The 14083-nt window shown below is 70.5% G+C and carries 13 protein-coding genes and 2 rRNA genes; 7 read left to right on the top strand and 8 right to left on the bottom strand.

What is annotated here, in order from left to right; all coding sequences use genetic code 11:
• The 3 genes from G3I42_RS20795 to G3I42_RS20785 all read left to right on the top strand — a co-directional run.
• Positions 1-608: ribosomal RNA gene (locus G3I42_RS20795) — 23S ribosomal RNA — on the top strand; the annotation flags it as partial.
• A 98-nt stretch (positions 609-706) separates the two neighbouring features.
• Positions 707-823, top strand: a 5S ribosomal RNA gene (gene rrf, locus G3I42_RS20790).
• Positions 824-895: 72 nt separating this feature from the next.
• Positions 896-1459: a GNAT family N-acetyltransferase gene (locus tag G3I42_RS20785; protein WP_164288069.1), complete on the top strand. Its 564-nt coding sequence runs from the start codon at positions 896-898 to the stop codon at positions 1457-1459.
• A gap of 4 nt (positions 1460-1463) precedes the next feature.
• Here the strand turns inward: G3I42_RS20785 and G3I42_RS20780 are convergent, their stop codons facing one another.
• From G3I42_RS20780 to G3I42_RS20755, 6 genes are all read right to left on the bottom strand, one after another.
• On the bottom strand, positions 1464-3014 hold the full coding sequence (locus G3I42_RS20780; protein WP_164288068.1) for a type IV secretory system conjugative DNA transfer family protein: 1551 nt from the start codon (positions 3012-3014) through the stop codon (positions 1464-1466).
• Positions 3015-3144: 130 nt separating this feature from the next.
• On the bottom strand, positions 3145-4536 hold the full coding sequence (locus G3I42_RS20775; protein ID WP_164288066.1) for an ATP-binding protein: 1392 nt from the start codon (positions 4534-4536) through the stop codon (positions 3145-3147).
• 216 nt (positions 4537-4752) lie between these two features.
• Complete coding sequence (locus G3I42_RS20770) at positions 4753-6306, bottom strand: SCO6880 family protein (protein ID WP_164288064.1); 1554 nt, start codon at positions 6304-6306, stop codon at positions 4753-4755.
• Positions 6303-7580 (bottom strand): hypothetical protein, encoded by a 1278-nt coding sequence (locus G3I42_RS20765; RefSeq protein WP_164288062.1) that lies wholly within the window; start codon positions 7578-7580, stop codon positions 6303-6305. The genes G3I42_RS20770 and G3I42_RS20765 overlap by 4 nt, the downstream gene beginning before the upstream one ends.
• Positions 7570-8418: a hypothetical protein gene (locus G3I42_RS20760; protein WP_164288059.1), complete on the bottom strand. Its 849-nt coding sequence runs from the start codon at positions 8416-8418 to the stop codon at positions 7570-7572. Before G3I42_RS20760 ends, G3I42_RS20765 begins: the two co-directional genes overlap by 11 nt.
• 245 nt (positions 8419-8663) lie before the next feature.
• Positions 8664-8972: a hypothetical protein gene (locus G3I42_RS20755; RefSeq protein ID WP_008746622.1), complete on the bottom strand. Its 309-nt coding sequence runs from the start codon at positions 8970-8972 to the stop codon at positions 8664-8666.
• 451 nt (positions 8973-9423) lie between these two features.
• Here G3I42_RS20755 and G3I42_RS20750 point away from each other — a divergent pair, with 451 nt between their 5' ends.
• Positions 9424-10629 (top strand): bifunctional lytic transglycosylase/C40 family peptidase, encoded by a 1206-nt coding sequence (locus G3I42_RS20750; protein WP_164288057.1) that lies wholly within the window; start codon positions 9424-9426, stop codon positions 10627-10629.
• Between the two features lie 429 nt (positions 10630-11058).
• Entirely contained in the window at positions 11059-11808 is a 750-nt protein-coding gene (locus G3I42_RS20745; protein WP_164288055.1) for a phosphatase PAP2 family protein, read from the top strand.
• A gap of 97 nt (positions 11809-11905) precedes the next feature.
• On the opposite strand, the gene G3I42_RS20740 is transcribed toward G3I42_RS20745, so the two are convergent.
• A complete protein-coding gene (locus tag G3I42_RS20740; protein WP_164288053.1) occupies positions 11906-12088 on the bottom strand; it encodes a hypothetical protein in 183 nt (60 codons plus the stop codon).
• A 310-nt stretch (positions 12089-12398) separates the two neighbouring features.
• Here G3I42_RS20740 and G3I42_RS37050 point away from each other — a divergent pair, with 310 nt between their 5' ends.
• The gene (locus tag G3I42_RS37050) at positions 12399-12569 is read left to right on the top strand and encodes a hypothetical protein (protein WP_203607088.1); all 171 of its coding nucleotides are present in this window, start codon (positions 12399-12401) and stop codon (positions 12567-12569) included.
• 155 nt (positions 12570-12724) lie between these two features.
• On the opposite strand, the gene G3I42_RS20735 is transcribed toward G3I42_RS37050, so the two are convergent.
• Positions 12725-13123 (bottom strand): metal-sensitive transcriptional regulator, encoded by a 399-nt coding sequence (locus G3I42_RS20735; protein WP_164288051.1) that lies wholly within the window; start codon positions 13121-13123, stop codon positions 12725-12727.
• 338 nt (positions 13124-13461) lie between these two features.
• On the opposite strand from G3I42_RS20735, the gene G3I42_RS20730 reads away from it, so the two are divergent.
• The gene (locus G3I42_RS20730) at positions 13462-14082 is read left to right on the top strand and encodes a DUF47 family protein (protein ID WP_008746615.1); all 621 of its coding nucleotides are present in this window, start codon (positions 13462-13464) and stop codon (positions 14080-14082) included.
• The last annotated feature ends 1 nt before the right edge of the window (position 14083 follow it).

Below are 14083 nucleotides of genomic sequence, written 5' to 3'. Positions count from 1 at the left end.
CCTCAGCCTGGTTGGTAATCAGGTGGTGAGTGTAAGTGCACAAGGGAGCTTGACTGTGAGACCGACGGGTCGAGCAGGGACGAAAGTCGGGACTAGTGATCCGGCGGTGGCTTGTGGAAGCGCCGTCGCTCAACGGATAAAAGGTACCCCGGGGATAACAGGCTGATCTTCCCCAAGAGTCCATATCGACGGGATGGTTTGGCACCTCGATGTCGGCTCGTCGCATCCTGGGGCTGGAGTCGGTCCCAAGGGTTGGGCTGTTCGCCCATTAAAGCGGTACGCGAGCTGGGTTTAGAACGTCGTGAGACAGTTCGGTCCCTATCCGCTGTGCGCGTAGGAATATTGAGAAGGGCTGTCCCTAGTACGAGAGGACCGGGACGGACGAACCTCTGGTGTGCCAGTTGTTCTGCCAAGGGCATGGCTGGTTGGCTACGTTCGGGAGGGATAACCGCTGAAAGCATCTAAGCGGGAAGCCTGCTTCGAGATGAGTGTTCCCACCTCCTTTGAGAGGGTAAGGCTCCCAGTAGACGACTGGGTTGATAGGCCGGATATGGAAGCCCTGTGAGGGGTGGAGTTGACCGGTACTAATAGGCCGAGGGCTTGTCCTCAGTTGCTCGCGTCCACTGTGTTGGTTCTGAAACCACGAACAATCACACACTGCCCCCGCTTTCGCGGTGTGGCGGGGTGGTTGCTGGTTTTATAGTGTTTCGGTGGTCATAGCGCGTGGGAAACGCCCGGTTACATTCCGAACCCGGAAGCTAAGCTGCGTAGCGCCGATGGTACTGCAAGGGGGACCTTGTGGGAGAGTAGGACGCCGCCGAACAATATTTATGGGGAAGCCCCGCACCATTTAATTGGTGCGGGGCTTTTTCGCGTTACGGGTATCTTCGGCCGCATGAACGTCATACGAGTAGTGACTGCCGACGACTGGCCGCAGGCCAAGGAGTTGAGGCTCGCCGCACTGCGGGACCCCGTGGCGCACCTCGCCTTTCTGGACACGTACGCGAACGCTCTGGGGAAGCCGGACGTGCTCTGGAAGGAACAGGCCGCGAACTCCGAGGCCGGGGTGCGCAGTCGGCAGTTCGCCGCTGTCGCGCCGGAGGGCGGCTGGGTCGGGTCGGTGGCGGGAATCGTCGAGGACGCCGGGGAGCAGGACTACTTCGGGCTGTCCGTCGAGGAGCGGCAGGTACAGCTCGTCGGGGTCTTCGTTCGGCCTGAACACCGAGGGGGTGGGCGGGTGCTGGGGCCGCTCGTGGCCGCGGTGCGGGAGTGGGCCGGAGAGGTGGGGGCCGGACGGTTGCGGCTCTTCGTGCACGCCGGGAACGGGCGGGCGGTGGCCGCGTACGAGAGGCTCGGCTTCAAGGCGACCGGGCACCGGGCGCCGGACCAGGCCGGTACGGGCGAGGAGTTGGAATACGTGTGGGGCGGACCTCTCGGTCCTGCTGTGACGGCCGGTTGAGGCGTCAGCCCACGAGGTCGGTGTCCGGCCATCTGGTGCGGGCCTGCTCCTGGGAGCGCAGGAGGGCCAAGGGGTGCAGCCCTGCGCCTGGGCCGGTGGCGAGGAGGGCCGGGAGCTCGGGGAGGGGAGCCACCGCGGCGACGTCCTCCAGGACGAGCGTCAGTGGTGGGTCGAGCCGGCCGGCGGGAGACCTCGCGGCCTCGCGGCGGCCGTGCTCGACCACGTCGGAGGCGAGCGCCGTCGTGAAGGGCATGGCGCCCGGGTGCGCCTTGGGGTCCTCGACGGAAACGCCCACAAGGTAGAGCGTGCCCTCCTCGGCGAGGAAGGAATCCAGCCGGGCCGTGTCGGTGCGGTGCGCGGTGCAGGACTCGCGCAGGTGCACCTCGGCGAGTCCGGAGAGGGCCCGTGCCGTCAGTTCCTGCGCCATGTCGCGGCGTTCCGGATAGGCGGTGAGTGCCGCCTCCAGTTCGCCCGCGGCGCCGGGCGCCGCGGTGGGGTGGGTACGGAGGATGCGCACCGCCTCGTGGACGCGGGTGCCCTGGGCCCAGCGGTGGACGTGGGAGACCGGGCGGCCGTCCGTGTCGGCGGCGTGCAGGAAGCAGCGCAGCAGGGTCTCGGCCGTGTCGGCGGTCGCGGCGTCGAGCCTGGACGCGGGGCGGACCGGGGCGAGGAGTGCTCTGGCACGTACCGCCGCGGTCTTCGGGTCGACGCAGCCACCGGCGGGGGACCAGTGGATGCGGTCGGGTGTGTCGCAGCGCAGCAGCGGGTCGTGGACCAGGACGGGGCCGAGCTTGGCGCGGGCGTCCTTCGTCTCGCGCCACAGCGCGGGCTGGGAGGTGACGACGAGCACCGGTCCCGCTGCCTCCCGTACGGCGTCGATCGCCTCGGCCAGACGGGCCGGGGCGTCGGCCAGGCGGAGCGGGGGGCGGCGCGGGGCGGGGACCGCGGGGGCCACGAGCTGGGCGGGGGGTGGCGGGGGGTCCTGCTTGGTGAGGTCGAGGGCCTGGCGGCGGGTTTCGAGTGCCTTCTCGCGGCGGTTGAGGGCTTCCTCCTCGCGGCGGGCGAGTTCCTCCTCCTCGCGGCGGAGCGCGGCCTCGCGGCGGCGCAGGGCCTCTTCCCGTATCCGTACCGACTCCTCCCCGGGGAGGAGCGCCGGCTCGGGGGCGGCCTGTGGCGAGGGCGGGTTCTTGCGGGTGGCGCGCAGGGCGCGGCGGCGGGCGAAGGCGGAGAGGACGAAGAGCGTGAGGACGGCGAGGACCATCGCGAGGCCGAAGAAGAGGCCCCAGAAGAGGCCGTAGCCGGAGAGCGCCGACGCGGGCGCGTCGGGCCAGGCGGCGTGGAGGTCCTTCGGGTCCGTCAGCAGGGAGCGCAGGGCGAGGGGCGTGTTGCGGAGGCTGATCGCGCCGGGCCAGGCGCCGTGCGAGAAGAGGGCCGCGAGGCCGCTCGCGAGCCACAGCAGGAGGGTGACGCCGAGGGCCAGGACGAGGACGCCGAGGAGCACGCCGTCGGGGACGCCGCCGGGACGGCCCGGGGTGGCGTCCTTGCGGGTGCTCATCGGGGCTCGTCCTCTCGTACGACCTCACTCCGTCTCGCGTACCACCGAGGCGCGGACCAGCGGCTCGTGCGCGTACGCCCCGCGTACGACCGTCTCGGGTACGACCCGGCTTCGTGCCGCTCGCGCATGGTCAGGCGACTCCGGAGTGGCGCTGTTCCATGAGGGCCGCGCGTTCGGCGGTCTCCTGCTCGGCGGCGAGGAGTTCCTCGGGGTAGGGCTGGGAGGACTCGGTCATGGCGCGGTCGGTGAAGACGAGGGGGCGCTCGGCCTCGGTGATGAGGTGTTTGACGACTTGGACGTTGCCGTTGACGTCCCACACGGCGATGCCGGGCGTCAGCGTGGGGATGATCTCCTGGGCCCAGCGGGGGAGGCCGAGGACGGTGCCGGTGGCGCGGGCCTCGTCGGCCTTCTGCGCGTAGATCGTGCGCGTGGAGGCCATCTTGAGGATCGCGGCGGCTTCCTTCGCCGCGGCGCCGTCGACGACGTCGGAGAGGTGGTGGACGACGGCGACGAAGGAGAGACCGAGGCGGCGGCCGAACTTCAGGAGACGCTGGAAGAGTTGCGCGACGAAGGGGCTGTTGATGATGTGCCACGCCTCTTCGACGAGGAAGATGCGCTTTTTGCGATCGGGCCTGATCCAGGTGTGTTCGAGCCAGACCCCGACGATGGCCATGAGGATCGGCATCGCGATCGAGTTGCGATCGATGTGGGAGAGGTCGAAGACGATGAGGGGCGCGTCGAGGTCGATGCCGACCGTCGTGGGGCCGTCGAACATGCCGCGCAGGTCGCCGTCGACGAGGCGGTCGAGGACGAGCGCGACGTCGAGCCCCCAGGCGCGGACGTCCTCCAGGGCGACGTTCATCGCCTCGGCGGACTCCGGCTCGGGGTGGCGGAGCTGTTCGACGATGTCGGTCAGTACGGGCTGCCGGCCGGTGACCGTCTGGTTGACGTAGGAGTGGGCGACCTTGAGCGCGAAGCCCGAGCGCTCGTCGAGGCCGTGGCCCATCGCGACCTCGATGATCGTACGGAGCAGGGCGAGCTGTCCCGTCGTGGTGATCGCGGGGTCGAGCGGGTTGAGGCGGATGCCCATGTCCAGGGCTGCGGTCGGGTCCAGGCGGATGGGGGTTATGCCGAGCTGCGAGGCGATGAGGTTCCACTCGCCGACGCCGTCCTCGCCCTGCGCGTCGAGGACGACGACCTGGCGGTCGCGGAAGCGCAGCTGGCGCATCACGTACGTCTTCTCCAGCGCCGACTTGCCGTTGCCGGACTCGCCGAGGACGAGCCAGTGCGGGGCGGGAAGCTGCTGACCGTAGAGCTGGAAGGGGTCGTAGATGTAGCCCTTTCCGCTGTAGACCTCGCGGCCGATGATGACGCCGGAGTCGCCGAGGCCCGGGGCGGCGGTGGGCAGGTAGACGGCCTGGGCCTGCCCTGTCGAGGTGCGGACCGGGAGACGGGTGGTCTCGACCTTTCCGAAGAGGAATGCGGCGAAGGCGTCGGTGAGGAGGGTCAGCGGGTCCTTCATCTCGGGCTCCCGGGCGGTGGCGGGTCGGTGGTGCGGCTTTTTGGTGTGGGGTCGGAGAGGGGGCGGCTGCACCCTGGGGTGGAGGTGGTGGTTCCACCGTGGGGTGGAGGGGCAGCGGTGAGTCCTGCGGGAGGTGGTGGGATGTCGTACTTGCGGTGGAGGTGGAGATTTCCGCCTGGAGAGGGAGGTTTTACCTGGTTGGAGGGGGAATGATGGTCAGCGGCGGATGCCGGTGGCGAAGGGGAGGGTGTTGACGAAGGCGCGGTGGTGTTCGCGGTCGCACCATTCGAGCTTGAGGTAGGACTTGCCCGCGGACGCGCGGATGGTGCGCTTGTCGCGGGCGAGGGCTTCGGGGTTGCGGGAGGAGACGGTGATCCAGCCGACGAGGTTGACTCCGGCGGCGCCGCTGGCGAGGTCGTCGCCGCGCTGGTCGATACGGCCCGACGCGGCCATGTCGCGGGGGTCGACGGTGCGGTTGAGCTTGGCGGCGCGGCTGGCGTCGGCGGCGTCGTTGGTCTTCTCGGTGAGCATCCGCTCGATGGCGACCTCGGTGGGTTCGAGGTCCATGGTGACGGCGACAGTGCGGATGACGTCGGGGGTGTGGACGAGAAGGGGGGCGAGGAAGTTCACGCCGACGGGGGTCATGGGCCACTCCTTGACCCAGGCGGTGGCGTGGCACCAGGGCTCACGGGTCGTGGACTCGCGGGTCTTTGCCTGGAGGTAGGTGGGCTCGGTGGCGTCGAGTTCGGCCGGCCAGGCGTTGCGGCGGGTCATGGCCTGGAGGTGGTCGATGGGGTGGTCGGGGTCGTACATGGAGTGGATGAGGGAGGCGAGGCGGCCCTGGCCGAGGGGCTGGCGGACGCGGATGTCGGCTTCCTGGAGGCGGGAGCAGATATCGGTCAGCTCGCGGGCCATGACGATGGCGAGGCCCGCGTCGCGGTCGAGTTTGCGGCCGCCCTTGGGGCGCGCGGCCTTGGCCATGGCGTTCGCCTCGGCGGCGAGTTCGCGCCCGTAGTCCATGCAGGCGACGAGGTAGGCGCGGTGCTGCTCGCTGGAGGTGGAGACCATGGAGAGGAGCTGCTCGTAGCTGTCCTGGAGCCAGAGCGGGGCGCGCTGGTCGCCGCGTTGGCTGACGTCCTTGGCGTGGGCGTCGGGGTCGGCGGGCAGGGTGCGGGCGAGCATTTGGAGGCGGGTGACGAAGCCGTCGCCGTTGGCGACGTGCTTGAGGAGGGTGCCGAAGCGGTCGACGAGGGCTTCCTGGTCCTCGGAGTCGCGCAGGCCGACGCCGGGGCCCTCGATCTCGATGGCGGCGGTGACGGTGCGGCGGTCGGCGTGGAGGAGTACGGCGATCTCGTCGGGGCCGAAGGGGGCGGAGAGCCAGGAGATGCGGCCGATGCCGGGCGGCGGGCCGACCTCGATCTCGCGGCCGTCGATGCGGGTGCCGGCCTCGGCGGCGGCGGAGCGGTAGGCGGCCTGGCCGCTGCGGTTGAGCCGCTTGAAGCTGCGGTTGATCTCGTACCACTTGTAGAAGGTGCGGCGCTTGTAGGGGACGTAGACGGCGGCGAGGGCGATGAGGGGGAAGCCCATGAGGAGGACGAGGCGCAGGGCGAGGAAGGGGACGAGGAGGCCGCACATCATGCCGAGGAAGGCCCCGGCGATGATGAGGGCGAGTTCGCCGCTCTCGCGGTTGCGGCCGATGACGGCGTTGGGCCGTGCGCGGCCGATGAGATAGGTGCGGCGGGGCGCGTAGGTCTGTGGTGGGGTCGTCAACGCCCTTCACCTCCCGTGCTGTTGTTGCCCGTGCCTCGGTTGGACGCGTGCGGGGTCTGGGTGGCGGAGCGGGGGGCGGGGGCCGCTGCTTGCTGGGCGCCGCCGCTGCGGGTGCCGTGGGCGGCGATGCCTTCGCCGACCGAGTTCGGGGCCTTGGAGCCGCCCTGGTTCTGCCCGCCGCCGGAGTTGCCGCCGCCGTCGTTGCGGGAGCTGTGGGTCTTGATGCCCTGGGCGACGAAGGAGGCGGGGGAGGAGAGGACGGCGGCGGCGCGGGACTCGGCGCCCTGCTGGATGCGGTTGGAGCGGGAGGCGACAAGTTCGTCGCCGAAGCCGGGGACGAAGCGGTAGATCATGGCGCTCGCGAAGATGGCGAGCAGGATGATCGCGAGGCCGGAGACGACGGCGGAGAAGGCGGAGGGGCCGTCGTCGCCGGCGAGGGCGCCGGCGAGGCCGAGGACGATGACGATGACGGGCTTCACGAGGATGACGGCGATCATGACGCCGGCCCAGCGTCGGACGTGGCCCCACATGTTCTTGTCGACGAGGCCGGCGTAGACGACGGTGCCGAGGAGGGCGCCGACGTAGAGGAGGGCGGCGCGGATGACGAGTTCGAGCCAGAGGACGCCGGCGGCGAGGATCGAGACGAGGGAGACGACGACGAGCATGATGGGACCGCCGCCGATGTCGTCGCCCTGGTCGAGGGCTTTGGAGAAGGAGCCGAAGAAGACGTCGGTCTGGCTGCCGGTGGTGCGGGAGAGGACGGCGGTGATGCCGTCGGTGGCGGAGACGACGGTGTAGAGGATGAGGGGGGTGAAGGCGGAGGCGAGGACGGTGAGCCAGAGGAAGCCGACCGCTTCGCTGATGGCCGTGGTGATCGGGACGCCGCGGACGGCTCGCTTGGCTACGGCGAGGAGCCAGAGGAGGAGGGTGAGGATGGTGGAGGCGGCGAAGACGACGGCGTACTGCTGGAGGAACTTGGGGTTGGTGAAGTCGACGTTGGCGGTGCTCTTGACGGCTTCGGAGAGTTTGTCGACGGTCCAGGAGGCGGCGTCGGCGCAGCCGTTGGCGAGGGAGGCGAGGGGGTCGAGGGCGTCGGGGACGGTGGGACTGCTTGGCCCGCTGTCGCCTTCGCAGGCCGATTTGACCGGCCCGGGGACAATGTCGCAGGGCTTGTCGGGGTCCGCCTGGGCCTGACCGGCCCACAGGAGGAGCGTCGCCGGGGCCGCGGCGAGCAGGACGGTGCCCCGGACGAGCACGCGCCGGTTACCGGGCATAGGTGAACCCTCCGTACTCCTCGACGGCCTTCTCGATCTCCTCGGAGGTCGACACCGTGCCGTCCCCGTTGACGGGAGTGGGCCCGTCCTTCTGCGTGAAGGCGGCGATCCGCCAGTCGTCCCGCTCCCAGCGCAGGGTCAGGACCGTGGTGTACCAGGTGGTCGTGACCGGGTGCGTGGTCGACTTGGACGCGGTGCCGGACAGGCTCGTGCACCAGACCTCGACCTTGGCCTCGGTGTCCGTGTACGCCGTCGTCTTCGTGCCGACGGGCATGGCCCGCGACACGTACGTGCCACCGTCCACGGGGCTGCCCTTCGGGTCCAGGCCGATCTTCGCGAGGAAGTCGGCCGAGTAGACGGAGTCGAAGCGGGCTTCAAGGGGGGCGAGCTGGTCCTCGACGAGGAGCTGGGCGAGCAGCTTCTCGCGGCCGTCTTTGGTGAGCATGGCCTGGGAGGCGAGTGCTACGGCGTAGTTGGCGCCCGCGCTCTGGGCCCCCGTCTGCGAGTGGGGGTAGCCCGTGGGGATTCCTGTGGGGCCGGGGGATTGGGTGGGTTTGGTGCCGGTGGGGGTGGTGGGGGCCGCGGCGGGGGCCTTGGCGGGGGTGGTGGTGTCGCGGTGGGTGGGGGAGTCGTCGGTGTCCTGGTTCGCGAAGGCGATTGCCGCGATGAGGAGGGCGACGACGGCGCCGATGATGACGAGCCCGCGCGAGGGGCGGCGGGGGGCGGGGCCGCGCGGGGGGCCCGCGCGGTCGGGGAGGCGGGTGCGGGTCTGCCCGGTGCCGCCGTAGTCGTCGGGGAGCGGGGGCACCCCGTACCGGTGGTCGTCGCCCGTGCTCATGCCGCCTGCGCCCCCTCGGCCGTTCGGTTAGCCCTCGCGCGGCCCGCGGTGCGGAGCGCGTAGTACGAAGGTAGCCCGGTGGACGGCCGTTCGCGCGGGGTGTGGTGACTGGACATCAGGGACATCAGGGAGACGCAACCTCAGCCGGTGGCACGGGGGACAGGGGTGACGCGGGTGGCGTGCGGGGCACCCCCGTGGCCCCGGTCGTGCCGTCCCGCGACTGGACGGCGCAGCCGTGTGTGGGGCTAAACGGCCATGCCGTACACGATCGTGAAGACGGTGCCGAGGGAGCCGATGATGAAGACTCCGCTGAGCCCGGCGATGATGAGCCCCTTGCCCTGCTCGGCGCTGAAGGTGTCGCGCAGCGCGGTCGCGCCGATGCGCTGCTTGGCCGCGCCCCAGATCGCGATGGCCAGGCACAGGATGATCGCGAAGGCCATGACGACCTGGATCATGACGCGGGCCTCGCTGCCGAGGCTCCCGAAGGGGCCCCAGTCCGGGGCGATCCCGCCGATGATCGTGTTGATGTCGCCCTTGTCGGCCGCCATAAGCATGTAACTCACCGCCCCTAACGGGTTGTTCCGTCCTCTGCTCGACACAGAGGTCTTGCTCATTGTCGCTGACTCCGGCGCCTGTGCATGTCGACTTGGCGTCAAACCTGGCCGAGTTTTGCCTTCTTTCCGCCTGCGGGAACCGGACCGAAGGGGTGGAAAGGGACGCACCCGCCCGCGTGATTACTCTGTGTATCATGCGATGTGACTGCGGGCAACGATGCGGGCGTGTCCCCAGCGCCTCACTCCAACGGGTGAAGAAGGAGGCAGATCGGGCGGCGCTGAGGGTCAGCAAGTTGACGGCCCATCACCTGAGTGTTCCTCATGCGTGCCGGAGACTCCGCGCCTCCGTTCGCCCCCGCGTGCTGCGATGAACGGCTCATATGGCTGGTACGCGCGCCTCGTGCTCCCGTACACCGTGACGAAGCGCTCCCTCATGGGGGAGAGTTGACGCGTGCGCAAGTTCTGGCTGATCGGCTCGCTGCTCGCCGCCCTCGGGACGGGGTTCGTGGCGCTCCTCGTCGTCGGTGTCTTCGTCGTCGCCGGAAACCTCAGCAACGGTGGCGCGGGCCGCGCGACCGGCCTCGCGAAGGGCTCGGTGCCCGCCGCGTACCAGGCGCTCGTGCAGAAATGGGGCAACCTCTGCCCCGCGCTCACCCCGGCGCTCCTCGCCTCGCAGCTCTACCAGGAGTCCGGGTTCAATCCGCGCGCCCGCAGCGCGGCGGCGGCCGAGGGCATCGCGCAGTTCATCCCGAGCACGTGGGCCACGCACGGCGTCGACGGCGACAAGGACGGCGTACGGGACGTGTGGAACCCGGCCGACGCGATCCCTTCGGCCGCCTCGTACGACTGCGAACTCGCCTCGTACGTCAAGGACGTGCCGGGCGACCGGTCGGCGAACATGCTCGCCGCCTACAACGCAGGCCCCGACGCGGTGATCCGTTACGGCGGGGTCCCGCCGTACAGCGAGACGCGCAACTACGTGCAGACGATCCGTGGTCTGGAGGAGAGCTTCTCCGCGCCGGCCGGGCGGCTCCAGCCCTCCGAGCAGGCGGCGGCGGCGATCTCGTACGCGCAGGGCAAGCTCGGCACGCCGTACCTGTGGGGCGGTACGGGGACGGCGGCGCAGCGCGGGCGCTTCGACTGCTCGGGGCTCACCCAGGCCGCGTACGAAAGCGTCGGGATCGATCTGCCCCGCGTCGCGAACGATCAGTACAACGCGGGACCGCACCCCGGGCGGGACGAGCTGCTCCCCGGCGATCTCGTCTTCTTCTCCGACGACCTGACCAATTCGCGCGCCATCCGGCACGTCGGGATCTACGTCGGCGGCGGCTACATGATCGACGCGCCGCGTACCGGCGCGGTCATCCGCTTCGACCCGATCGACACCCCCGACTACTTCGGCGCGACCCGTGTCACCCAGGCCGCCGCCGCGGCCCTCCCCGAACCGGGCGCGAGCGAGTCGCTGCGACCCGTCGACGAGGACCGCGAGGCGGAGAAGGCGAAGGAGAAGGAGAAGGAGAAGACGGAGGCGAAGGGTGACGGGGCGCAGGCTGGTGGTGGGGCCGCCGTAGCGGGTGAGCGGTCGGGTACGGAGTCACCTTCGCCCGGCGCCGCCGCGCTGGCCGGTGCGGGGACGGGGCCTCGGCGGGCGGACTGACGGCGGCTCGGGCTCGTACGGTCGCTACCCAGCCGCGTACGGTCGCGATCCGGACCCGTACGGTCGTGATCCGGCCCGTACGGGTCGGTCCGGCGGAGCGCCGGCTCCCGGCGTGCACCGCGCCGCGCCCCCGTACGGGCCCCGCGCCCGCCCCGTGTCCCCACCCGCGCGCCCCCGCTCCACCCGCGCGCCCCGGCGTGCGCCCCGCTCGCGGTGGGGGCCTGAGCTGCGGGGACGCGTCTCTCTTCGATAACGTCTGGGTGATCATTCGGTGGAGTGCGGAACGTGGGGGCAGGGAGCAGGCGTTCTCTGTTCAGGACCACAGGTGTGTGCGCGAGCGGAGCGGTGCCGGCCGGTGCCGACCACGGGGGTTGGTGAGGGACGTACGCCGTGTGCGTCCCGGTACGAAAGACAAGGGGCCGCGGCACGATGGCTGGACTCGACACTTCCGGGTCGAACCCCGATGTCAGCCTGCTCTTCGACATCAACGGTCTCACCGAGCACACCCCGGGCTGGTGCGATCAGGCGGTGCGCTTCCTCGGTGAGTACGGGCTGCCGGTGCTCGCCGTGCTGCTCGTGCTGTGGTGCTGGTGGGGCGTCAGGCGGCGCGGTTCCCTCGACGCGGCGGCCTCCTCGGTCGCCGCGGTGGTCTGGGCGCCGCTGGCCGCCGCGCTCGCGGTGGGCGTCAACATCCCGATCCGCGGTTTCGTCGAACGACCACGGCCCTTCGTGGACCACAAGGGCCTGGAGGTCCTGGAGCCGGGCAAGACCGACTTCTCCTTCGTGAGCGATCACTCGACGCTGACGATGGCGATCGGCGTCTCGCTCTTCCTCGCGCACCGCAAGCTCGGTCTGGTCGGCATCGGGCTCGCGGTCGCGGAGGGGTTCTGCCGGGTCCTCATGGGCGTGCACTACCCGACGGACGTGGTCGGCGGCTTCGCGCTCGGCACCGCCGTCGCGCTGCTGCTCTCGCCGCTCTTCACGATGCTGTTCACGCCCGTGCTGCGCGCGGTCGGCCGCAGCCGCGCGGGCCGCCTCGTGTGGGCGGGCGCCGGTACGGGCGGCACGGACGGCGGTACGGAGGACGAGCGCGGCGCCGCCGGCGAGCGGGAGCGGCAGGGGGCCGACGGGGCGGTGCGCCCGGCGACGGCGGGCGGGGACCGGGACCTGGCGGCGTAACGGGGTCGGGTGGCGTAACGGGGACGGGCGAGCGGGTCGGACTGTCGCACAAGAGCCGGTTGCGGGAGCGGCCCACGAGAGCCGTTACGAGAGCCGGTTACGGCCCCGTACGCGCTTCCGGTTCCGCGTTCCGCAGGTGCTCCGCCGCGTCCGAGCGGGCCTTGGAACGGGCTCGGCGAGCCGGGCCGCGCCAGCCGCACAGGCAGGTGGCGGTGCAGAAGGGGCCGCGCTCCTGGGTCGTGGTGCGGTGGGTGTCTGCCGGGGGCTCCTCGGAGGTCACCTCTCCACGGTAGTCCTGGAGTACCAGCCGTAGGTCTGGGGGCTGATTTCGTGGTTTCCCGGAGGGGCGGCGTGACGGCCGTACGTAATGTTCGTTGACCCGATGAGAGCGCGTGGGTGGACGGCTGGGTGCGACAGGTGGACGCGCCGGGCGGTCGGGTGCTCCGTCGTGCGCCGGGGCGGATGACCCGTAAATGGTCCCTCCGTGTCATGCGCCCGGCGCACGCGGCTCCCTACGCTGGGCCGCGCGCCGTCCGGGAACGGTGCCCGGGAAGGGCCTGGAAGGGGCCGGGAGAAGGGGGTGAGCCAAGGTGACGACAGCTTTCGCGGTCGAGGACCCGGTGGCCCTCGCGGAGATCGAGCTCTGCGGGGAGCTGATGATCGCGGCCGTCTGCTCGTGCGAGGAGCGGCTGAGCGTGGAGCGGATCGACGAGGTGTTGCAGGTGAGAGAGACGGGGCGCGGTGACGTGAGCGGGGGCTGAGCGGGGAGGCGCGCGGGGCCGGGAAGCGGGTTGGCTGGACACCGGGGGCCGGGGGCCGGGCGGGGCTGTGGGCTCAACGCCTCGCGTACGGCCTCGGCGCCTCACGTACGGCCCATCACATACGGCGGCCCGTCACGTACGGAACCCGCGGCCTCTCACGTACGCAGCATCCGTGCGATGGCGCGCGTGGCCTCCGCGACCTTCTCCTCAACCTCGTCCCCGCCCCGTACCGCCGCGTCCGCCACGCAGTGCCGCAGGTGCTCCTCCAGGAGTTGGAGGGCGAAGGACTGGAGGGCCTTCGTGGAGGCGGAGACCTGGGTGAGTATGTCGATGCAGTACTGGTCCTCCTCGACCATCCGCTGAAGGCCGCGGATCTGGCCCTCGATGCGGCGCAGGCGCTTGAGGTGCTCCTGCTTGTGGTCGTGGTAGCCGTGCACGGCGTGCCCGGGCGTGTCCGCGCCCCCTGTATCGGGGCCCGGGGTGGCGGGGCCGGTCGGGCCGGGCGCCCCGGTGGGAGTCGCCGCTCCGGTGCCTTCGGCCTCGGTGGTCGTCATCGCGTCCTCCCGGTACGGGGGCCGTGGGGGACCACGGCGCAGATGTGAGCTGTCCGACACCCCGCGCGGACCGCCGGGCCCTGCGGGGTTACGGCCAGTGTGGGGCAGGCTGCGCAGAAGCGTCGAGAGGGGCGCTGAGCGCCCCCTCTATACCCCGCATGGGTATATCGTACCGATATTTCCGATCTGTTGGGATCGGTTCTGTTCCTCTGGGGCCGGTTGGGGCCCTGTGATGATCGCTCGCTTTCATGGGCGACACTGTGAAAGCCGGTTCGCCGTGGCCGGATGATGCGCCTAGCATCAGCCTGACCGAACCCAGAGGACACCGAGGACCCCACGTGCGTTTTCGTCTGACCCCCCGGGAGACGAGTTTCTACGACATGTTCGCCGCGTCCGCGGACAACATCGTCACGGGCTCCAAGCTCCTCATGGAACTGCTCGGGGCGGACCCCTCCGCCCGGGCCGAGATCGCCGAACGCATGCGGGCCGCGGAACACGCCGGGGACGACGCGACGCATGCCATCTTCCACCAGCTGAACTCCTCCTTCATCACGCCGTTCGACCGCGAGGACATCTACACCCTCGCCGGCTCGCTCGACGACATCATGGACTTCATGGAGGAGGCGGTCGATCTCGTCGTCCTCTACCAGGTCGACCAGCTTCCCAAGGGTGTCGAGCAGCAGATCGAGGTGCTTCACCGTGCGGCGGAGCTGACCGCCGAGGCGATGCCCAACCTGCGGACGATGGACAACCTCACCGAGTACTGGATCGAGGTGAACCGTCTGGAGAACCAGGCGGACCAGATCCACCGCAAGCTCCTCGCGCACCTCTTCAACGGGAAGTACGACGCCATCGAGGTGCTGAAGCTCAAGCAGATCGTCGACGTCCTCGAAGAGGCCGCCGACGCGTTCGAGCACGTCGCGAACACGGTGGAGACCATCGCGGTCAAGGAGTCCTGAC

The sequence above is a fragment of the Streptomyces sp. SID11385 genome (assembly GCF_010548245.1).
In the GTDB taxonomy this organism is placed as follows: domain Bacteria; phylum Actinomycetota; class Actinomycetes; order Streptomycetales; family Streptomycetaceae; genus Streptomyces.
Note: the sequence above shows the minus strand (reverse complement) of the source record. Positions and strands in the feature narration are given on the sequence as shown.

What these genes read in the sequence shown, in the direction of transcription:
- G3I42_RS20765 (WP_164288062.1), bottom strand. Translation starts at nt 7,580, where the DNA reads ATGCCCGGTAACCGGCGCGTGCTCGTCCGGGGCACCGTCCTGCTCGCC.
- G3I42_RS20760 (WP_164288059.1), bottom strand. Translation starts at nt 8,418, where the DNA reads ATGAGCACGGGCGACGACCACCGGTACGGGGTGCCCCCGCTCCCCGAC.
- G3I42_RS20745 (WP_164288055.1), top strand. Translation starts at nt 11,059, where the DNA reads ATGGCTGGACTCGACACTTCCGGGTCGAACCCCGATGTCAGCCTGCTC.
- G3I42_RS20775 (WP_164288066.1), bottom strand. Translation starts at nt 4,536, where the DNA reads ATGAAGGACCCGCTGACCCTCCTCACCGACGCCTTCGCCGCATTCCTC.
- G3I42_RS20780 (WP_164288068.1), bottom strand. Translation starts at nt 3,014, where the DNA reads ATGAGCACCCGCAAGGACGCCACCCCGGGCCGTCCCGGCGGCGTCCCC.
- G3I42_RS20735 (WP_164288051.1), bottom strand. Translation starts at nt 13,123, where the DNA reads ATGACGACCACCGAGGCCGAAGGCACCGGAGCGGCGACTCCCACCGGG.
- G3I42_RS20785 (WP_164288069.1), top strand. Translation starts at nt 896, where the DNA reads ATGAACGTCATACGAGTAGTGACTGCCGACGACTGGCCGCAGGCCAAG.
- G3I42_RS20755 (WP_008746622.1), bottom strand. Translation starts at nt 8,972, where the DNA reads ATGCTTATGGCGGCCGACAAGGGCGACATCAACACGATCATCGGCGGG.